Raw genomic sequence first — 20838 nt, 5'->3', positions numbered from 1 at the left:
TAGTTATAAATACCAAATATGTTAAAATCCATTACAACTTTAGTATTATTACTACCAAGTATTCTTTTAGGACAGTACACTATAAAAGGGGTGTTTTCTCCAGCCGAAGAATACAAAGTAGCCTTGCTATACAAGGTTATGCCACAAGTTTCTAATTATGTTGCTAATGCCAAAGTAGGGGTCGATGGAAGTTTTGAGTTTACAATGGATTCTACAGCTACAAAGGGTATATATAGGGTGGTATACGCTATTCCGCAGGAAGAGTATAATTTTGATGTTATTTATAATGGCAAAGAAAACATCGTGCTTACTTTTAATTCGGAAATAGGCGTAAAATTCCAATCCTCTGTCGAAAATAAATCATTAGCATCATATACAAATAGTATGTCTATGATAACCTACAGTATAGGTAAGTTTTATAGGGAAAAAAGTGAAGATACGCTCGCTTTGACATCTATTTTTAAAACGCAAAGAGAAACGCAAGAGCACTATGAATCAGCTACAAAAGAGATGATAGCCTGGCATTTTATTAAAGCCAATAAACCCTATATCCCTAACGGATATGAAGATGTAGCAACCTATACAGATAATTTAAAGGCGCATTATTTTGATCATGTAGATTTTAATAATGAGGTACTCCAAAGTTCCAGCTTTCTTATAGAACGCATGCTAAATTATGTTTTTGGAATGTCGACCAAAGGGCTTGATGAAACAGCAAATTATATAAGTAACATTGATACGTTTTGTAAAGCAATAGAGCAAACAAATCCAGAGATTAAAAAAAGTTTGTTGGTTGAATTATGGCAGCAAATGGTTGATTTAAATGAAGAACCCGTTGCCAATTATATTGCGGAAGCCTACCTGATGGATTTGGCAGTTTTATTAAACGATCAAGAATTGTTAAGAGCATTGCTGTTGTACAAGGATACTTCGATAGGTAGCAAGGCTCCCGATTTTTCTTTAGGAGAACCCAATGAAAACCAAAAAAGACCAAGAAAATTAAGTGAGTTAACGGGGGCAGAAAATTATGTGTTGGTATTTTGGAGTAGTACATGTTCCCATTGTTTGGATCAAATTCCTTTGTTAGAAGCCTACATTAAAAACAGAAAGCCTAGAGATGTTAAGGTGGTAGCTGTAGCTTTGGAAGAAGAGCCAAATGAGTGGGCATCAGTTATTAAAAATTATCCAGATTTTATTCATGTGTATGGTTCTGGTAAATGGGAAAACCCTATTGGGGATAGTTATAATGTTTCTGCTACACCCACCTATTTTATTTTGAATAAAGACAAGGAGATCGTTTCAAAGCCTGAGGATTTTGAAGCTTTAAAGGAGTTTTTTGAGGTAGAATAAGCGTTATTATTATAGGAATGGTTAAAAATGGTAGAAAGCATTTTCCAGGTGTTCTATGGTATAACCGTTACCCTTCTTTATAATAGCGATAATGTCAAACCGAACATCTACGTTTAAATTGTTTTTAATTATATAGGCATCTACAGCTTTAACAAGTTGTTGGATTTGTTTAGGTTTTACAAAATCTTGCGGATTACCGAAATCGATCGTTGATCGTGTTTTAACTTCAACAATGGCTAGTATTTCGTTAAGTTGCGCAATAATATCAACCTCGGCTTTATCAAATCTGTAGTTTCGTTCCTTGATAACGTAGCCTTTTTTCAGCAAGAAATCTTCTGCCAGTTGTTCGCCTTTTTTACCAAGTTCGTTATGTTGTGCCACGAAAGATTTTTATATATGTAGGGCAATATAGTAAAATTTGTAGTTTTTGGCTACGAAATGATTTCTGTTCTGAATAATATTACCCCCTAAACAAAAAGAAATCGTCTTTCATGTCTTCTATTTGAGAGTCTTCGTTGGTAATAATGTAGTCTATGGCTTGCGTTGTAAAGACATTGCCTTTTTCGGTGAGAGATACAATATTGTTTTCAATTTCTATCATATTGTTCTTAAGAGCTAAATCCAGAACTGTCTTAGAGCGCACTTTTTGCCAGTTAATATGTTCGTTAAGATGGTTAACATGACGTTCGGTTTCATCGGTATGATTTTTTAAATGCAACAAAAATGTAAGTAATGATACTTCGGTGCGTTGTTGTTTTTCTCTGTACAAAATGGCAATAATGCCTTTATTGGGAGCAAATAAATAGGTTGTTAAAAAAAGGATTCCCAAAACAGATGTTATAGATCCAGCAATAGAAGCATCCAGCCAATGCGCAATCCAATACCCCGAAATGGCTCCAATTACACCAAAGCAAATGGCGTAGGCTAACATACGTTTTAAATTGTTGGTTATAAGATAGGCACTTGCTGCAGGAGCAATCATCAAGGCGACAACCAATATAGCACCTACAGCATCAAAAGCACCAACAGTAGTAACAGAAGAAACCGTCATTAAGCCGTAATGTATTACCATTGGTGAAAATCCCAGTGCCGATGCCAGGCCAGCATCGAAGGTGCTTACTTTAAGTTCTTTAAAAAAAGCTATTAAAAGTGTGATTGTGATAAGTAGAATAGTGCCAATAATCCATAATGATTTTGGGCCAAGGTCAACTCCCGAAACAAGGAGTCTGTCAAAAGGGGCAAAGGCAAGTTCGCCTAGTAAAACCGCATCGACGTCTAAATGGATATCGTTAGCGTTTTTTGCAATTAATATCACGCCAATGCTAAATAAAGCAGGGAATACCAACCCTATGGCTGTGTCTTCTTTAACTAGCCCCGTTTTTTGTATGTATTCTACAAGTACTACTGTAATAATTCCAGTAAGCGCAGCTAAAAGTATAAGGACGGGCGAATTTAGATCTTGAGTAATGAAAAAGCCAATAACAATACCGGGTAAGATGGAGTGGCTAATAGCATCACTTATCATGGCCATTTTACGAAGTACCAAAAAGGTTCCGGGAATGGCACAGGCTATGGCAACCAAACTAGCAATCAGCTGTATTTCCAATTGGGCGCTACTCATTATTTTCGGATTGTTGGTTGTATAAATTAGCTGCTGTTTTATAGCCTTCGTTAGTTAGGCTCCAATTACCGCTTTCAAGTTTTACATAGCGTTTATCTACTAACTTTTGAAGCGTTCCCTTTGTATAGCCCTGAAAGTTATTTAAAATCTTTATCGTGTGAGGGTGTGAAATATCTTCATGCGTTTTGGCAATATGGTACATAAATGCCAGAGTTTTATGTAGTTTTAAATCGCGACGGTTTTTAATAAACCGTATTTGTTTAAAGAGGAGGCCTCTTCCTGGTGAAAATACAAAGGAAATCAGCACAAAAACACCAGCAACGATAACAATAACAGGGCCTGTAGACAGGTTGTTTTGGCTAGCGCTAATAGCGGTTCCAAACACACCGGAAAAGGAGCCGAATACAGCAGCTAGAAACACCATCATACTTAGACTATTGGTCCATTGCCTGGCAGCAGCGGCAGGAGCTAATAACATGGCACTCATAAGTACAACACCAACAGTTTGTAGTCCTAAAACAATAGCCAATACAATAAACGTTGTAATTAAAATGTCTATAAACTTTATGTTAAAGCCTAGTGTTTTTGTGTAATCTGCATCAAACAATAGGATCTTGAACTCTTTCCAGAAAAGCAACAATACCAAAAGGCAAATGCCTGTAACTATGCTCATGAGCCAAACATCGCTTTCAACAAGTGTTGCCGCTTGTCCGAATAAATACTTGTCCAATCCAGCCTGATTTGCGTTGGGTAGTTTTTGAATATATGTTAATAATAACATGCCAAAGCCAAAAAACAAGGATAAGATAAGCCCTAAGGCAGTATCGGATTTTAAATGGGTTTTACTAATAATGCCCCGAATCCAAAAGGTACCAACAAGCCCGCTAATTAAAGCTCCCAGCAATAAAGTGTTGCTGTCTTTGGCTCCAGTAATTAAGAAAGCAATAGCAATGCCAGGCAAAGCGGCATGAGAAATGGCGTCGCCCAAAAGACTCTGTTTGCGCAATACGGCAAAACTCCCTAACATACCACAAACCGCACCTAAAATAGCTGTTCCGAGTGTGATGGTCCTAAGTGTGTAGTCTGTAAAGACGAGTTCTATGTATTCTGTTAAGTCGATAGCCTTTAGTGATTAGGTTAGGTATAATTTAAAACTATTAAGATTTTCGAATTTAAACTTTGGTTCATCTATAATTATTTTTCAACTAAACAACTAGTCACTAACTACTACTTTATAGTTTATACCGTAAGTTTTTGTTAGGTTATCGTCGTTAAAAATATCTTTAACCGGGCCAGTAGCTATCTTTTTGACGTTTAAAAAGGTTACCCAGTCAAAATACTCGGGTACCGTTTGTAGGTCGTGGTGTACAACAACTACTGTTTTTCCTGCTTTTCGGAGTTCTTTCAAGATATTGATAATAGCTATTTCGGTAGTCGCATCAACGCCTTGAAATGGTTCGTCCATAAAATATATAGAGGCATTTTGCACCAGTGCTCTTGCTAAAAAAATACGTTGCTGTTGTCCGCCGGATAACTGACTTATTTGTCTGTTTTTAAACGATAGCATACCTACTTTTTCAAGAGCTTCCAAGGCTGCTTTTTTTTCTTTTTGTCCTGGACGTTTAATCCAGCCAAGGCTACCATAGGTTCCCATCATTACAACATCGAGAGCGGTAGTAGGGAAATCCCAATCTACACTGCCTTTCTGTGGCACGTAAGCAACCAGGGAGCGTTGCTTGTCGTATGGTTTTCCATAAATGCCAACGCTTCCAGCAATGGGTTTTAAAATACCTAGGATAGACTTGATAAGTGTGGATTTGCCAGCGCCATTAGGACCAACAATAGCCATAAGCACACCTTCAGGGATTTCTAAGTCAATGTCCCAAAGTACTGGTTTGTAATTATAAGCGACTGTTAAATCGTCTACTTGGACAGCTATTTTTGTCATATACGATTATTTATGTCTTTGTTATGACTGTTTTTATTTTAGTGCATTTACAATAGTGCTTACATTGTATTTAAACATGCCTATATAAGTTCCTTCAACTGTTCCAGCACTTCCTAAAGCATCAGAATATAAAGTGCCACCAATTTCTACGTGGTGATCTTTTGAATTCACGGCTGCTTTTAGTGCTTCGATGGTTCGTTTTGGAACCGAACTTTCTACAAAAATAGCTTTTACTTTGTTTTCAATAATAAAAGCTGCCAGTTTTTGAACATCCTGAACGCCAGCCTCTGTAGCTGTTGAGATACCTTGTAGGCCAACAACATTGAAACCATATGCTTTTCCAAAATAATTGAAGGCATCATGTGCCGTTACTAAAATGCGTTTTTCTTTAGGAAGCTGTTCTATAATGGTATTTACTTCAGATTCTAATATAGTGAGTTTTTCGATGTAGCTTTTTCCATTGGACTCAAAAGCTTGCTTGTATTCTGGTTTAGCTTCAGAGAGTATTTTAACTACATAAGATGTGATGGTTTTCCAATAACTAATGTTAAACCAAATATGGGGATCGAAGTTGCCTTGAAAGGATTCCGAACTTATAAGTGTATTAGGATTTAGAGCATCAGAAAGAGCTACTGTTTTTTTATTCTGATGTGCCATTTTTTCAAAAACTTCAACAAGCTTTCCTTCTAAGTGCAAACCGCCATAAAAAATAATATCTGCATTGGCTAATTTTGTAACATCGCCTTCGCTTGCTTTGTATAAATGGGGGTCAACACCACTGCCCATTAAACCTTGAACATTGATAAGGTCGCCACCTATGTTGGTCAGTAAATCGGTTATCATTGTAGTGGTTGTAACGATGTTAAGTTTTTGATCACTTTTTTTTTCGTTTTTACATCCAAACACAACAGGTATTATAAGTAAAAAGAATAGCTTTTTCACGCGATTAAAATTTTTTACGAAGTTACTAATAAAAAGCAGGAAGCATATTAAAATTAATTTAAGGTGTAACGCAATCCCAAAAATAAGCGTCTACCCTGATTTGGCCCATAAACATACGATGGATCGAAAGTTAGGGCGTATGGGTTATCCTGTGTCGCAACTACATCTCCGCTATTGTCAAATTGAACATTTTCATCAAAAGGGTCATGTGATCGGGCTATAATAAATGGGTTTCCTTTATTGGGGGTCCAATTGAGTATGTTTTTCACGCCAGCATAAAGTTCAAAGTTATCAAAGCCATCGTATGTTAATTGTACATTTTGGATACTCCAATAAGGCGAGTTTGCCATTCTGGGATCTAAATCCCCTAAAAGCGGAAGGCGCATGGGTCCGTATAGGTTTCCTGTGTAATCTATAGATAAGTTGTAAGTGTAATTTTTATACGAAGCTGCCCAAGTGCCTGTAAAGCTTTCTGTTAACATTTGACGTTCGGTAACGTTTTGTTCGGTTTTCGATACGTCTTGAACGGTTGCTCCAACAAGTAATTTAATGCCATTTGCAAACATAGCGTCTAAATTTAGGCTAAGCCCTTTGCTTATGGCTTTTCCGTCTAGATTGTCATATATAATCTGGTTAGGGTTGGTGTCGTAATCGGGTAAAATTAAATTAGTAAAATAGGTATACCAGGCTGAAGCGTCCAAACCAATAATAAAGCCATTTTTAGTGAAAATTTTTGTTAGATAGTTAAGGTTAACGTTGTAAGAGCGCTCGGGTTTAAGGGCTTCGGCTATAATAACATCTCTGGCACCTGTAAGGGCAGCATGCTCCTCAGTAAATAGATTTACGACTCTAAATCCTGTTCCAGCATTCAGCCTAAAAATATCATTTTCGGTTGGTTTAAATTTGTATGCAAACCTTGGTGTGAAAATATTGCCATGCCTTTTGTCATAGTCGTAACGAGCACCTAATAAAAGATTGTGTTTTTTACTAAAGGCAATTTCATCTTGTACAAAAAGAGAAGGGATAACAATGGCATCTGCTTTTTCCGTTGCAGGCGTGTTATCATTATAGAAATTATAGCGTGCAGCTATGCCAAATAACATATCATGATTTTTTATGGGTTTATCCCATGTTAATTGACCAAAGCCGATACGTTGCTCTGCTAGATAAGGTGTGTTTCCGTATACCGAGTTTTGGTCGTGATCGGTATAGGAAAATTGAAATAACATTTTTTCGGATACAGGTAATTGGTATTTACCAAGAAGTTCAAAACGGGTAGTATAGATACTTTCGCCATATACTTCATCACCTCCTCTGAACGTTGGGTTCCATTGCATTTCGCCTCCCCACCTATCCTCATAGAAAAAGCGGCCAGCTAAAGAGAACAGTCTGTTTTCCTTGCGTTTAAAATCCCACTTTTGAAATGCGGAAACACGGTTTTGAAGTGTTAAATCTGTAAAGTTATCGTTGTTGTTGTCTATTGGGTTGTTGTAATTAAAATAATTAATTCCAAATAACAAATTACTTTTACGCCCTACCTCGGTTTTAAAGCCAATATCTGCATTATATTCTCCCCAAGCAGTTGTATAAGTATCTGCAAATACCAGAGGAGCATTTTCGGGTAGCTTGGTAATAATGTTTATAAGTCCGCCTACAGCTTCGCTCCCATAAAGAGAAGAAGCGGGGCCTTTAACTATTTCTATTTGTTCAATAAGAGAATTGGGAATCCCCGATAGTCCATAAACGGTCGACAATCCACTTACAATAGGCATGCCGTCAATCAATACCAAAGTATAGGGGCCTTCCAGTCCATTGATGTGAATATCACCTGTGTTACAAACATTACAATTTATTTGTGGTCTAACACCGTTTACATTTTGAAGTGCTTCAAAAATATTAGGAGTTGGATTCTTTTTTAAAAAGGTTGGCGTATAAACCTCTACAGGGACTGGACTTTCCAATCGGGAAACAGCTTTTAAAGTGCCTGTTACGACAACTTCATCCAAAAGCTCAGATTCATATAAATTAAAGTTTAGTGTTGTATTGCCATCTACTATTGAAACTTCTTTGCTTTGGTTCTTATAGCCTGTAAATGATGCTATAAGGGTGTGTTTTCCTGTTTCTATTGAAGCTATACTATAATGCCCGTTTTCATCAGTTATGGTTCCCTTGGATGTGCCTTTAAGGTAAACATTTGCATATGGAAGAGGTTCTCCGTCAGAAAATACCTTTCCCGAAATTTTTTGGGCATGTGATTGAAATATAGTTAAGCTTAAAAAAAGTATTATATGTTTCATGTATTTAATTTTCTGCAAATATAAATATAAATTTAGATTAATCTAAAAATAAATTTAAATTAACAATCAAAGTGTTTTCGATTATCTTGATTTCTATGTGCCTGCAAATGAAAAAAATCATATATTTTTGTGGTTTAATTATGTTAGCTATGATCACATTAACTGAAGAAAACTATATTAAGGCTATTTATCAATTGGGTAAATATGGAACTGTAACGGTAAGTACAAACAGTATAGCTGATGCTCTGGATACAAAAGCCTCTTCGGTAACAGATATGATTAAAAAGCTAGCAGATAAGGGTTATGTTAATTACAAGCCCTATCAAGGTGTGAATTTAACTCAAAAAGGGAAGAAGGTAGCGGCAGATGTTGTTAGAAAACATAGGCTTTGGGAGGTGTTTTTAGTTGAAAAATTAAACTTTTCATGGGATGAAGTACATGAAATTGCCGAGCAGCTTGAGCACATAAAATCTGAAAAATTAATTAATGAATTGGATAAACTACTTGATTATCCAACACACGACCCTCATGGAGATCCGATTCCGGACAAATCGGGGGATATAAAAAAGACAGATAAAATATTGTTATTTAATCTGGAAGAAAGGGCAAAGGGTATTTGTGTGGGGGTAAAAGACACTTCTCCTGCTTTTTTAAAGTATTTGGATAAGCACAACATTGCATTGGGATCTAATATTACGGTTTTGTCCAAAGAGGACTTCGATGACTCTATGGTTATTCAAATAGGAGAAGGCGCTATCAACATTTCTCAAATTGTAGCCAACAACCTATTTGTAAAAGTGCAGTAGCATAAAGGTTACTAATGACAGCCGCAGCCATCGTTACCTCCGCATGATTTTTTTGAAGTAGGTTTTTTCCAAAAGAATTTCTTTACCAAAAAGGCGATAGCCAAGGTTAAAGCTGTAAAGACGAGTATGTTTTGAATAACCGTGTTCATTGTATTTTAATCGCAAACAACCATAACTCCTTAATTTAAGATGTTTGCTGGGTTTATTTTAAAATTTGAAAGGCAATGAGTGCAACTATATAAGCAAAGCTACTCATGATACCTAATTGTAACAAAGGCCATTTCCAACTATTGGTTTCACGCTTTACTATAGCTAATGTACTCATGCATTGCATGGCGAATGCATAAAATAATAAAAGTGAAATACCAGAGGCAAACGTGAAAAGCGGTCCTCCCAAAATAGGATTAACTTCTGCGGCCATTCTATTTTTTATGGTGGCTTCGTCATCACTTCCAACGCTGTAAATGGTTGCAAGGGTTCCTACAAAAACCTCACGTGCAGCAAAAGAGCTTATAATGGCAATGCCTATTTTCCAATCGTAGCCTAAAGGTCTAATGGTAGGTTCTATACTGCGCCCAGCGAGACCTATAAACGAATGTTCTAGTTTGTGGGATGCTATTTTTTGCTGTAGCTCATCAGTGCTCAAATTTTGCGAAGCATATTCTGTTTTAATAATTTCTTCAGCATTATTAAAGTTGTCTCCTGGCCCGTAAGATGCCAAGAACCAAAGAATAATTGATATGGCAAGAATGATTTTTCCTGCGCCATATACAAATGATTTTGTTTTTTCTACAACTGTTAGTGCGACATTTTTTAAAAGGGGTAGTTTGTAATTGGGCATCTCTACAACAAAGAACGTTCTACTCTTAATTTTAAGGACTTTATTGAGCAAGTAAGCTGAAAATACGGCTGCTCCAAAGCCAATAAGGTATAAAAGCATTAGGGTAAGTGCTTGGTAGCCCAGGCCTAAAAAGCGACCTTCGGGAATAACCAAAGAAATAATAATGAGGTAAACGGGTAAACGCGCAGAACAGGTTGTAAAGGGAGTAACCAAAATAGTAATCAGGCGTTCTTTCCAACTTTCTATATTACGCGTAGCCATTATGGCAGGAATGGCACAAGCAGTTCCCGATATAAGAGGAACGACACTTTTTCCGCTTAACCCAAAACGACGCATAACCCGATCCATTAAAAAAACAACACGACTCATATATCCACTTTCTTCAAGAACGGATATAAATAAGAATAGAAATGCTATTTGTGGTATAAATATAACAATGCCACCAAGTCCAGGTATTATGCCCTCTGCTAGTAAATTGGTGAATGCTCCTTTGGGTAGTTGGTGCTTTGTCCATTCGCTAAGGGATGCAAAAGTGCTATCTATAAAATCCATTGGTACACTGGACCAATCGTATATGGCTTGAAAAATAGTCAATAAAATAAAGAAGAAAATAAGATAGCCCCATACTTTATGGGTTAAAACACGATCTAATCTGGTGCGCAAGTCTTTGGCTTGAGAAGCGTCAATTGTTTGCCCTTGTTTAAGGACATTGTTAATAAATTGATAGCGCTTAATTGTTTCTTTTTGTTGTAAGCGTTTCAGATCAGTTTTTGACTTTGTTTTAAAATTGGCCACAGCTTCAATCTCATTTCTATCCGTTTTTCCAAAATTGACATCTTGGGTTATTACTAGCCAAAGTTTATAAAGTAGCTGATTGGGAAAGGCTTTGCGCAAACTGTCAAAATAGGTTTTATCTATTTCTGAAGCATTTAAACAAGGGGTTATGGACAGGTCCTTATAGTGTGAGATTAGATTTTTTAGTTCTTCAATACCTTGTTTTTTTCGTGTACTTATTAAGGCTATTTTGGTTTTTAGGTGCTTTTCTAGGTAGTCAATATCAAGCGATATGCCTTTGTAGTGCATTCTGTCTGCCATGTTAATGACCAAAAGCGTTGGAATTTCTAAATCCTTTATTTGGGTAAATAGCAGTAAGTTACGTTTTAAGTTTTCAACATCACTAACCACTACGGCTATATCTGGAAAATCCTTATCTGTTTTGTTTAAGAGTAGTTCTATAACCACGTTCTCGTCTAGTGACGAGGCATTTAAACTATAGGTGCCCGGTAAATCAATAATGTGTGCTTTAACACCACGTGGTAGTTTGCAAACACCTTCCTTTTTCTCTACTGTAATACCCGGATAATTGCCAACTTTTTGGTTTAAGCCTGTTAATGCATTAAAAACAGAGGTTTTTCCAGTATTCGGATTTCCGATTAAGGCAACGTTTATTTGTTTACTCATGCACTACTTTTTCTATTAAAATATGAATGGCGGTCTCTTTTCGAATGGCTAAATGACTACCATTGATATTTAAGTACATAGGATCTTGAAAAGGTGCCAATTGGACTAACTCAACCACATTGCCAGGTAAACACCCCATCTCTAAAAGTTTTAAAGGAATGTGATGAGACGAAACGTCTGTAATGATTGCCTGTTCTCCGCGTTTAAGGTGTGCTAATGTGTGTTGCAAGCTTATTTAGATTGATTTTAAAGAAGCAAAAGTAATGTAAAAGTTTTAAAAGTTTAAAAGTTTATGCTTTAAAGTTTATTGTAAACAGATAAAATTTTAGAAAAGTTGCTATGTTTTATTTTAATTGAAGGAAATTATATAATAAAAGATTATTTTTCTTTTTTGAGTATAGAAATATCATTGAGCAGGCGGTCAATGTCTTCGGGGTTGGTACCGTCGTAAAACCCTCGAATCTGACGTTTTTTATCAATAAGCATAAAGTTTTCTGTATGGATCATATCATAAGCATCTCCGTTGCCTTGATCTTTTACTGCTAAATAAGATTTTCTGGCTAATTCGTAAATTTGTTTTTTGTCACCAGTTACCAAGTGCCATTTAGTGTCATCAATCCCTTTTTGTGTAGCATATTTCTTCAATTGGGTAACATTATCAATTTCTGGGGTTACAGTATGGGATAGTAGCATAACTTCATCGTCATTTAAAATTTTTTTTTGTATTTCTACCATATGGTTGGTCATAATGGGGCAAATGGTCTGGCAGGTTGTGAAAAAGAAATCGGCTACGTAAATTTTGTCTTTGTAAGTTTCTTGGTTTACGGTTTTTCCATTTTGATCCGTTAGAGAGAAATCAGCTATTTTGTGGTATTTCTTTTTATATTGAATGGTACTGTCTACAAGTTCGGTGCTCACCATAGTCGGTTGGTAAATGGGTAAGGGCTGGTAGACATTTAAAGTATTATATATTATGGTAATGATAATAATCGATAGGATAGCAAAAATAATAGCAAAGTTTCTGTATGCTTTAAAAAATGATAGCATGGGTGTTCGTGAAAAATTAAATTAATGCAAAAATACAATGAAATTTAAACAGACATCCTTTATTGAAATTTAAATTCGTGTTAAAATGCACATATTGTCTTTTTTAAAGTTGGTTTAAAAGCTTACTTTTGTGCGATTATAAAAATATGATTGAAGTTATATATGGAGTTTGTTATTAAAATATCTCAATTTTTATTGAGCTTATCATTGTTAATTATTTTACACGAATTAGGGCATTTTATTCCAGCAAAAGCATTTAAAACCCGTGTGGAAAAATTTTACTTGTTCTTTGATGTTAAATTTTCACTTTTTAAGAAAAAAATAGGCGAAACAGTTTATGGTATTGGTTGGTTGCCATTGGGAGGGTATGTTAAAATATCTGGTATGATTGATGAAAGTATGGATACCGAGCAAATGTCGCAGCCAGCACAACCTTGGGAATTTCGTTCTAAACCGGCCTGGCAACGCTTAATTATTATGTTAGGAGGCGTTACGGTTAATTTCTTGCTGGCTATTTTAATTTATATTGGGATGAGTTACTTCTATGGTGATAAGTACTTGCCCGTTGACAATATAAAAGATGGTCTTGCAATAGAAAGTACAGTAGCCAATAAGGCTGGCCTACAAACAGGAGATATGATCTTAGCTGTTGATGGCGAAAAAATTGAAACCTTTTCTGAAATTTCGGAGAAAGTGCTCTTTGGAAAAGAAATTACCATAAGGCGTAATGGAGAGCAGTCAACTGTAACATTGCCAGAGGATTTTCTAGCACAGTTGATCGATTCCAAAGAAAAGAGATTTATCAATTTGCGGGAGCCGTTTGTTGTTTTTCAAGTTCCTGACACCTCTTTTAATAAAGGAAGTAATCTGGTTAAAGGAGATATAATAACAGCGGTAAATGATGTAAAAACCAAATATGCCGATCAGGTAAAAGAGGCATTGAAATTATTTAAGGGTAATGAAGTTAATGTTGAAGTCTTAAGGGATGGAGATACGTTTAATACCTCTTTAAAGATTAATGAAGAAGGCATGTTGGGGATGATTTATGCTACTAACATTACTTCGGAAACATTAGAAGCCTTAAACTATTATAAGTTCGAAACGAAATCTTATGGTTTTCTTGAGTCTTTTTCTGTAGGATTAACCAAGGCTAAAGATAGAATGACTTCATATTGGGATCAATTAGGTGCTATCTTTACGCCTAGTACGGGAGCTTATAAAGGTGTAGGAGGATTCAAGGCTATATACGATATATTCCCTAATGTGTGGAGTTGGCAAGTGTTTTGGAGTATTACGGCGTTTTTATCCATTATGTTGGGGGTTTTAAACCTATTGCCTATACCGGCGCTTGATGGTGGACATGTTATGTTTTTACTATATGAAATGGTATCGGGAAGAAAGCCGGGAGACAAGTTTATGGAGTATGCACAAATGGTCGGATTTTTTATTTTAATAGCCCTAGTTTTATTTGCAAACGGAAACGATATTTTTAAAGCAATTTTTGATTAAAAAAGATTAAAAATATTTGGAGTGATATAAAAATAATATATATATTTGCGCTCGCAAAAGTGAAGCGAACACTCCTCCTTAGCTCAGTTGGTTAGAGCATTTGACTGTTAATCAAAGGGTCCTTGGTTCGAGCCCAAGAGGGGGAGCAAAGAAAAAGCCTTACATGACGTGAGGCTTTTTTGTTTCACTTATATAGAATTTCCTTTGTGTTAGCAAAGTATTATTCCTCCTTAGCTCAGTTGGTTAGAGCATTTGACTGTTAATCAAAGGGTCCTTGGTTCGAGCCCAAGAGGGGGAGCAAAAAAAGCCTTACAAAACGTAAGGCTTTTTTGTTTTTCTAAGAAAGGTTGATTTTTAGTATGCTTTAAGTTGCCACAATTCTCTTGTTACAACAGGGAAGTAGTATCGCCAAAGCGACATGACCTCTTCCCAACTGCCTTTACCATATAACTCTTCGTACCCTTCTTTGAAGTGTTTATTTATGTCCAGATCAGCCAATTTAGTATGGGGGAAAACAAATGCAAGCCCCCTGTGCGTGTTGGAAGGCCCAAACAGATTATAGAATTCTCTCATGTCTGTGTCCAGTTTTTCGTTAACACTTCTCAAGCGCTTGATAAAAACAGATAATTGTTCATTGTTTGCCTCTCTATTAACTTCTAAAAACCAAACAGTAGCATATTTAATGCTTTCATTCGGCAGGCTCACATAGGAAAGCGCTTCATTGAACCCCCAATATTCTGTACGGCCATATTTTGCAATATGTGGAGCTACTGTAGTATTCCAATGGTTGTTGTGATCTTCATTATCTGGACGGTTATCCAGATGATTAAAGCCTGTAGGTCCCATTTGCCATACATGCCATCCGGATTCATCTCCTGTCATTACTAAATTTAGTGACGCACTGTAGGGATCATTGCTGTGGTAAGTTTCATTATGTACTTTAACAGCTTTAGTAAAAAGAGACTCTTCCCCTACCTTAGGTAAGATGTACTGTAACTCATATAATACATTTTTTTTCTCATTTTGAGAAATTAAGAGCGATGGTGTTAAGCACAATAATGTAATTAACAAAACAAATTTTAGAACATTTGGTTTCATAGTTGGTTGTATTTAATTATAAGAAAGTTAATTTAAGAGGTAGAAAAGGGATTATGTAACCTCACTTAGAAAGAACCATTTTAGTGAAAATGGTCATTGAAGTTACAAAACATAACTATAAATGACAAATAATTTTTCGTATAAGTAGTTGAAAAACAAAGAGTAAAGTCGAGGTGGTGTTTGCATGGCTATTGTTTTAAAGCTTTTCTAAGCAAAGAGATGCTAAAAAGAGCCCTGAAGGGTTTGTTTTAAATAAAAAAGATTCATATAATTGCGCGAATTTTTGATTTAGGCTCCATAGTTCAAGGGATAGAACAAAAGTTTCCTAAACTTTAGATCCAGGTTCGAATCCTGGTGGAGTCACGAAGTGAATAGGCCAGAAGTGCGTAGTACTGGCAAAGCAAGGCTTTGCGATTCGGGGTTTATCCTGAGCCCAGCCGAAGGGAATCCTGGTGGAGTCACGAAGTGAATGCGCCAAAAGTGCATACTACTAGTAAAACAAGGTTTTACGGTCTGAGAATTGTTTTGGGGCTATTAGAAGGACGTTCTATTGTATGTTAGGAGGATTTTTAATCTTTACTTGTTTCGGGATAAGTTGGTGTAATCATGATGTGGGCTCTATGGGTTCCGGGATTCATAATCCACGGGTGGCCAGCAGCATGGGGAACAGATGGTATTCCAGTAGTTTTGGTAGTAGCATATGGAATATATACAACATACCTAATATGTTGGTTTTCTATTGCTTTTGTTTCTGGGTTTACGCTTCCATTCATTACAATTAATGTGGAGCTATAAGGGATTTTTAGATTCCCATTCTTAACTTCATTTTCTCTAATATCAAAAATTTCTTGGAATGTTTTCCCTTGCTTTTTTAGCTCACGTCCTCTAGCCATAAAGAGGTCTAAATCTTTATGGTAAGCAGCAGTTTCGAAGCCTTCTTTGTTAGGATTGTCTGCAAGGCAAACATATTGGTTTGTCCCTTCCTTAAGTACAGTAAAGTTTCCGTTAGAATCGTAGCCATAGACTTTTGCTTCTTCGCGAAATTCTTTAGCTATTCCCAAAACAGCTGTTTTTATTTGCCATTCCTTAGTAGGGATCTTTGTTTGGCCTACTATATAAAATGGTAAAAGTAAAAATGTAATTATTAATTTAAGTTTCATGTGCTTTTTTTATTAGTCAAACTTGCCTATTAGTAGATAGCTAATTGTCATTTTTTTGCCTTTGCCTCTTTAAATGAAGAGGGATAATGTCTATAACTTGAATTTTGGGAATCATTATAAATATACAATATTTCAGCTTATCTTTTTAATCAAAAAGAATTCCTCGACGCTCAGCCTCGGGGATAGTTCGTTTCAAGAAATTCTTTATTTTAAGGATTGATGAAGAAGGTTGAGTCCCATCAGTTAAGATTTTAATACAGATATACTTATATTCGTCGAATGATTGTTAATTGATCTCTTAATCTTAATGGATAGAAGGAAGTTTATTAAAGAAGCTGGGTTGGCTACGGCGGCATCGGTTGTTGGTTTAGACATCGTATTTTCGTCTACATTGCCAGAAAATTATATACCACTGGTTAAAGAACCAGGGAACCCATATAAATTATTTGGAATAGATCCCGAAATGACTGTGTTAAATAACAAACCTTGGAATATTGAGGCTAAAGCACATTTGTTAGATGATAAGATTACTCCTAATAAGTATATGTTTGTTAGGAACAATGGGCTGATACCACAGGGTGTTGACGCGTCTAAATGGGAATTGGTCATTGATGGTGAGTCTGTTATAAGATCTAAAACATATAGTTTACAAGAACTAAAAACGAAATTTAAACAGTATTCATACCAATTAACCCTTGAATGTGGGGGTAATGGCAGAAGTGAATTTAACCCACCGGCCAAAGGAAACCAATGGACGATTGGAGCTGTTTCCTGTGCTAAATGGACAGGGGTTCGTTTAAAGGATATACTCGAAGATGTCGGGGTTAAAGAAGATGCTGTTTATATTGGATATCATGGTGCAGATGTACATTTAAGTAAAGATCCAGAAAAAGAAACTATCTCTAGGGGTGTGCCCATGCATAAAGCATTACAGGATGAAACGTTATTGGCCTTTATGATGAATGATAAAGATATCCCTGTAGCTCATGGATACCCTTTACGGTTAATTGCGGGAGGGTGGCCTGCATCTGCTTCAGGAAAGTGGTTAAATCGAATTAGTGTGAGAGATAAAGTTCATGATGGAGCCAAGATGAAAGCGCCATCATACAGTGTGCCTTGTCATGCTGTGGCTCCAGGAGAAAAGGTTAAGGAGGAGGATATGTGCATTATTGAAAGTATGCCGGTTAAATCTTTAATTACTTATCCTAAAACAGGGGCGATGATAGAAGAGGGGAGAAAACTTGAAATTAGGGGCCATGCTTGGGCAGGTGAACTCGAGGTGGCAAAGATGGAATATTCCATAGATTTTGGAGCTACGTGGAAAACTTGTGCTTTGGAAAGACCTGTTAACCGTTTGGCTTGGCAGCATTTTAAAGCTTACATAGCGTTTCCTAAAAAAGGATATTATGAGGTTTGGGCCAGAGCAACAGATGAAAAAGGTGTATGCCAGCCAATGCTGGTGCCGGGGTGGAATCCTAAAGGTTATTTAAATAATGCCTCTCATAGAATTGCCGTAAAAGTTAATTAGAATAGAAGATGCATTACGAGGAGTTTAAAAACGTGGTAAAGCGTATTTATTTAATGTTTTCACTTTTGGCGGTAATGTTATTTATTATGGCTTTAGGAGTGGTTTGTAATATGCTGTACCCTTCATTCTTGGGTTTTAATAAAGAATCAACTCCAACTTATGAAACACCTGAAAGTTTAGGTGTTATTGACAGAAATGATATAAAAAATGGTATACATCAACCAACTGGGTTGGTCGAAGGAGAAGGATTGGAACAGGTTGTTGTTAGTTGTACACCATGTCATTCTGCAAAACTTGTAACGCAAAACAGGGCAACCAAAGAAGGTTGGGTAGGTATTATTCGTTGGATGCAGGAAACACAGAATTTATGGGACTTAGGAGCCAACGAAACGATTATCGTTGATTACCTTGCTACACATTATGCACCAGAAAATAAAGGAAGACGAGACGTTTTAAGTAATATCGAATGGTACAATTTAGATGTTAAATAATAATGTTAAGGTTACTACATAACCAGAGTAAAACTTTTAGGTTGAACTAATTTTAGATTTAATGGCTTCCACCGTTTTTTTGGAATTCCCTATAAATATGGTATTGTCGATAATTATTACTGGTCGGCTTAAAAAAGTATAGTGTTCTAAGATGTAATGTTTGTAATCTTTCTCCTTTAAATCTTGATGCTTTAGATCCATTTCCTTATAAAGTTTTGACCTTTTGCTAAATAAGGCTTCGTAACTTCCGGAAAGGGCGTGCATTTCCTCTAATTGTTTTACGGTAATGGGATTGGTTTTGATGTCTTGTAAAATAAATTCGGAAGATAGGTTTAGTTCTTTTAAGATCCGAGTGCAGGTGTTACATGTTTTAAGATAGTATGCTTTCTTCATGGGTTTTGAGTTTTAATGTTTTTTTTACAGAGGGAAAGATAATCACATTTTATTTAAATGATACCATTTGTTGATTAACAAGGGTATTATAATTTGGGTCTAAATGTTTTAATGTTATTATGCCATTTAAATTATATTTGTTGCAAAATTATAAATATGAACTTTACATTTGAAGTATTAAATAATACCCGTCGCTTTTTCAAAGATTTTATAGAGAATAACTCTTTGGAGGATTTAAATAAGATACCGGAAGGTTTTAATAATAATGTTATTTGGAATATAGGGCATATAGTTGTAACCGGGCAATTATTAGCATATAAGTTGTCGGGATTACCTCTTATGATTGATGATGCACTTGTAGCAAACTATATGAAAGGAACACAACCTGAAAGAAAGGTTTCTCAGGATGAGGTTGATGAAATTAAAAACTTGTTGTTTTCTACAGTGAAGCAAACAGAGATCGATTATAACAACAAGATGTTTGTTGATTTTAAGGAGTATACAGTTTCTACAACAGGTAATACGTTAACAAATATTGATGATGCCTTACAGTTTATATTGTTTCATGAAGGCATGCATTTAGGCTATGTAATGGCATTGTTACGAGCCATTAAACATTAAAAAAGTATTTATTTCGTGATACGGAATAGTAAATTCAATAATACCACTAGAGTATGGAGCTATTTCGTATGTGTTGTAAAGTAAGATAAGGCCCTCTTCACTAAATCCAATTTGCTTGGGGAGAATAAAACTTTTGCTGTCAATAGCTATATCCTTGTTTGAGACAGTGCTTTTAAAATGAGACTTGGCTACTTTCTTAAAAGACTCTAAGTCTTTAAATAAATCGATATTGTTAAGTGCTTCTCCGTTTTTGGCATTGAAATTTAAAAACGAAATTTTGGTGATTCCGTGAGCTCCTCCAGTATTCGTATAAGAAGTAATAGCAATGCTTATAATGTCTTGCGATTGGAACATTAAGTCTCCATCAATTTGAGCTTCCCATTGTTGTGCGCTATCAGGGAAATCATTTTTAAACGTATTATAGGCATCGTTAAATGCTATAATGTTGTCTTCAATAGATCTGGTGGTGTTTTGGGAGTCTGTTTGTAGTGCAAAAGCAGCCTCTTTTTTTATGACCGAATTAATGTGTTTAGAAATAGGAGTATTGCCATTTGCCAAGGGGAGGTTAATTGTGACTATAGAATTGTTGTTGGTTGTAATGGCATTTTCATCAAAAGTGACCCCTGCAGTTTTACTACAGTTATAAACAATAAGAAGGCAGATGATGTATAGGTGACGGGGTTTTATCATGAAAGTATTTTAAGTAGTATTATAAATTGGGCTGTTTGCGTGTTTGAAGGGGTTTTGCTTAATCTAAATAGTAAACATAGCCAACATTAAGCCATATAAGCCAGTCATTAAATTTATTGTAGCTCAGTTTGTGGTTAAAGCCATCAACCCAATCGTTAAAATAGAGTTGCCATCTTAAATCTAATAACAAATCTGAAAGCACTCCTATTTTGTAACGAACCCCAACACTTGTAACCATGGACCAATCTCCTCTTTGGTTTAAATTGATTGGGTACTCCCTTGTTTCGCCAGCAGGGATAGGAGGTAAAAAACTAGGGTCTTGATACCAATAAGAGTATATGTTGTTCCCGTTAAAAATATTTTTATCACCATAATCTGTGCTGCCCTGAGGTGAGGAAGTCGTATAATGAATGCCTAAGCTTATATATGGGGCTAATAAATAACTAAATGCCTGAAATGAACGAATACTTCTAGGGAAATATTCTAATTGGGTGCCAATGTCAAAGTTTTCCGCTACGCCATGATGAGCTCTTAGTTTATCTGCATTGGGAGACGTGTACCTAGGTTGTACCCATTCGCCATGATGGTCCAGTACAGTATAATTCCATGAAATCTCGTTTCTAAGTTTAAAGTGATCGTTAAAATAAGTGTCGGTAGAATAACAATTACAATCGGCGCGATAAGCAAAATTTATATAATGGATGATTCCGATACCTATTCCAGAGTTTCCTAGATTTGTGGCTTCGCTAAACCTGCTGCCAAAATCAGATCTAAATTCTACTGGACCAGCTATAACTCCAATTTCGTGCGAAAATCCTAATTGAGAGTTAGCAGTTTGGAAAACTAAGAATAGGCAAAAAGCAATGGCTAAATGATTAAAGTTAAGCATAATAAGGTGTTGCTTTTTAGGGGCATCCAATGTAACAAATATAAAAAAACTCAAATAACAAACAAAGGTTAAAAAGTTAGTAGGATTTTTTTATAATTTTTAATTGCGAAATTCAAAAAAAAACAATGTAATTTTTAAAGATAACG

At 35.9% G+C, this 20838-nt stretch carries 21 protein-coding genes and 3 tRNA genes; 9 read left to right on the top strand and 15 right to left on the bottom strand.

The annotated features are described in order from the left end of the window. Positions 1-18 precede the first annotated feature (18 nt). The gene (locus ABD792_RS03805; RefSeq protein WP_345004468.1) at positions 19-1350 is read left to right on the top strand and encodes a TlpA family protein disulfide reductase; all 1332 of its coding nucleotides are present in this window, start codon (positions 19-21) and stop codon (positions 1348-1350) included. 21 nt (positions 1351-1371) lie between these two features. Here ABD792_RS03805 and ABD792_RS03800 read toward each other — a convergent pair whose 3' ends face one another. The 6 genes from ABD792_RS03800 to ABD792_RS03775 all read right to left on the bottom strand — a co-directional run bounded on the left by ABD792_RS03800 (position 1372) and on the right by ABD792_RS03775 (position 8158). Then, positions 1372-1731, bottom strand: a complete 360-nt coding sequence (locus tag ABD792_RS03800) for a YraN family protein (RefSeq protein WP_345004467.1) — start codon at positions 1729-1731, stop codon at positions 1372-1374. A gap of 79 nt (positions 1732-1810) precedes the next feature. Continuing rightward, a complete protein-coding gene (locus ABD792_RS03795; RefSeq protein WP_345004466.1) occupies positions 1811-2971 on the bottom strand; it encodes a metal ABC transporter permease in 1161 nt (386 codons plus the stop codon). Beyond that, positions 2964-4091, bottom strand: a complete 1128-nt coding sequence (locus ABD792_RS03790) for a metal ABC transporter permease (RefSeq protein ID WP_345004483.1) — start codon at positions 4089-4091, stop codon at positions 2964-2966. The genes ABD792_RS03795 and ABD792_RS03790 overlap by 8 nt, the downstream gene beginning before the upstream one ends. Positions 4092-4184: 93 nt before the next feature. Then, on the bottom strand, positions 4185-4919 hold the full coding sequence (locus ABD792_RS03785) for a metal ABC transporter ATP-binding protein (RefSeq protein ID WP_345004465.1): 735 nt from the start codon (positions 4917-4919) through the stop codon (positions 4185-4187). A 33-nt stretch (positions 4920-4952) separates the two neighbouring features. Continuing rightward, positions 4953-5861 (bottom strand): metal ABC transporter solute-binding protein, Zn/Mn family, encoded by a 909-nt coding sequence (locus ABD792_RS03780; protein WP_345004464.1) that lies wholly within the window; start codon positions 5859-5861, stop codon positions 4953-4955. Between the two features lie 53 nt (positions 5862-5914). Next, positions 5915-8158 (bottom strand): TonB-dependent receptor, encoded by a 2244-nt coding sequence (locus tag ABD792_RS03775; protein ID WP_345004463.1) that lies wholly within the window; start codon positions 8156-8158, stop codon positions 5915-5917. A 149-nt stretch (positions 8159-8307) separates the two neighbouring features. Here ABD792_RS03775 and ABD792_RS03770 point away from each other — a divergent pair, with 149 nt between their 5' ends. Continuing rightward, positions 8308-8964, top strand: a complete 657-nt coding sequence (locus ABD792_RS03770) for a metal-dependent transcriptional regulator (protein WP_345004462.1) — start codon at positions 8308-8310, stop codon at positions 8962-8964. Between the two features lie 11 nt (positions 8965-8975). On the opposite strand, the gene ABD792_RS19230 is transcribed toward ABD792_RS03770, so the two are convergent. The 4 genes from ABD792_RS19230 to ABD792_RS03755 all read right to left on the bottom strand — a co-directional run bounded on the left by ABD792_RS19230 (position 8976) and on the right by ABD792_RS03755 (position 12313). After that, entirely contained in the window at positions 8976-9113 is a 138-nt protein-coding gene (locus ABD792_RS19230) for a FeoB-associated Cys-rich membrane protein (RefSeq protein ID WP_486387619.1), read from the bottom strand. 53 nt (positions 9114-9166) lie between these two features. After that, entirely contained in the window at positions 9167-11266 is a 2100-nt protein-coding gene (feoB, locus tag ABD792_RS03765) for a ferrous iron transport protein B (RefSeq protein WP_345004461.1), read from the bottom strand. Further along, positions 11259-11495 carry a FeoA family protein gene (locus ABD792_RS03760; RefSeq protein WP_345004460.1) on the bottom strand — a complete coding sequence of 79 codons (237 nt, stop codon included), beginning with the start codon at positions 11493-11495 and terminating at the stop codon, positions 11259-11261. The genes feoB and ABD792_RS03760 overlap by 8 nt, the downstream gene beginning before the upstream one ends. Positions 11496-11644: 149 nt before the next feature. Next, positions 11645-12313: an SCO family protein gene (locus ABD792_RS03755; RefSeq protein ID WP_345004459.1), complete on the bottom strand. Its 669-nt coding sequence runs from the start codon at positions 12311-12313 to the stop codon at positions 11645-11647. A 162-nt stretch (positions 12314-12475) separates the two neighbouring features. On the opposite strand from ABD792_RS03755, the gene rseP reads away from it, so the two are divergent. From rseP to ABD792_RS03740, 3 genes are all read left to right on the top strand, one after another. Then, a complete protein-coding gene (gene rseP, locus ABD792_RS03750; RefSeq protein ID WP_345004482.1) occupies positions 12476-13822 on the top strand; it encodes an RIP metalloprotease RseP in 1347 nt (448 codons plus the stop codon). A gap of 72 nt (positions 13823-13894) precedes the next feature. Further along, positions 13895-13968 (top strand) — tRNA-Asn (locus tag ABD792_RS03745). A gap of 78 nt (positions 13969-14046) precedes the next feature. Beyond that, positions 14047-14120 (top strand) — tRNA-Asn (locus ABD792_RS03740). Between the two features lie 56 nt (positions 14121-14176). Here ABD792_RS03740 and ABD792_RS03735 read toward each other — a convergent pair. After that, positions 14177-14920 carry a hypothetical protein gene (locus ABD792_RS03735; RefSeq protein WP_345004458.1) on the bottom strand — a complete coding sequence of 248 codons (744 nt, stop codon included), beginning with the start codon at positions 14918-14920 and terminating at the stop codon, positions 14177-14179. A 291-nt stretch (positions 14921-15211) separates the two neighbouring features. On the opposite strand from ABD792_RS03735, the gene ABD792_RS03730 reads away from it, so the two are divergent. After that, positions 15212-15283 (top strand) — tRNA-Arg (locus ABD792_RS03730). Between the two features lie 206 nt (positions 15284-15489). Here the strand turns inward: ABD792_RS03730 and ABD792_RS03725 are convergent. Further along, positions 15490-16080 carry a hypothetical protein gene (locus tag ABD792_RS03725; RefSeq protein WP_345004457.1) on the bottom strand — a complete coding sequence of 197 codons (591 nt, stop codon included), beginning with the start codon at positions 16078-16080 and terminating at the stop codon, positions 15490-15492. A gap of 307 nt (positions 16081-16387) precedes the next feature. Here ABD792_RS03725 and ABD792_RS03720 point away from each other — a divergent pair, with 307 nt between their 5' ends. Beyond that, positions 16388-17608 (top strand): sulfite oxidase, encoded by a 1221-nt coding sequence (locus ABD792_RS03720; protein WP_345004456.1) that lies wholly within the window; start codon positions 16388-16390, stop codon positions 17606-17608. A 53-nt stretch (positions 17609-17661) separates the two neighbouring features. Continuing rightward, positions 17662-18099 (top strand): monoheme cytochrome C, encoded by a 438-nt coding sequence (locus ABD792_RS03715; protein WP_345004455.1) that lies wholly within the window; start codon positions 17662-17664, stop codon positions 18097-18099. Between the two features lie 36 nt (positions 18100-18135). Here ABD792_RS03715 and ABD792_RS03710 read toward each other — a convergent pair whose 3' ends face one another. Next, entirely contained in the window at positions 18136-18492 is a 357-nt protein-coding gene (locus tag ABD792_RS03710; RefSeq protein ID WP_345004454.1) for an arsenate reductase family protein, read from the bottom strand. 156 nt (positions 18493-18648) lie between these two features. Between ABD792_RS03710 and ABD792_RS03705 the strand changes: the two genes are divergently transcribed. Next, a complete protein-coding gene (locus ABD792_RS03705) occupies positions 18649-19113 on the top strand; it encodes a DinB family protein (RefSeq protein ID WP_345004453.1) in 465 nt (154 codons plus the stop codon). On the opposite strand, the gene ABD792_RS03700 is transcribed toward ABD792_RS03705, so the two are convergent. Next, positions 19093-19803: a DUF3298 and DUF4163 domain-containing protein gene (locus tag ABD792_RS03700; protein WP_345004451.1), complete on the bottom strand. Its 711-nt coding sequence runs from the start codon at positions 19801-19803 to the stop codon at positions 19093-19095. The two genes, ABD792_RS03705 and ABD792_RS03700, sit on opposite strands and share 21 nt — an antisense overlap. 58 nt (positions 19804-19861) lie before the next feature. Beyond that, positions 19862-20692: a THC0290_0291 family protein gene (locus tag ABD792_RS03695; protein ID WP_425568108.1), complete on the bottom strand. Its 831-nt coding sequence runs from the start codon at positions 20690-20692 to the stop codon at positions 19862-19864. Positions 20693-20838: the final 146 nt, after the last annotated feature.

The organism is Snuella lapsa (assembly GCF_039539345.1).
Classification (GTDB): domain Bacteria; phylum Bacteroidota; class Bacteroidia; order Flavobacteriales; family Flavobacteriaceae; genus Snuella; species Snuella lapsa.
The sequence above is the reverse complement of the archived record's forward strand: the minus strand, read 5'-3'. Positions and strand labels throughout refer to the sequence as shown.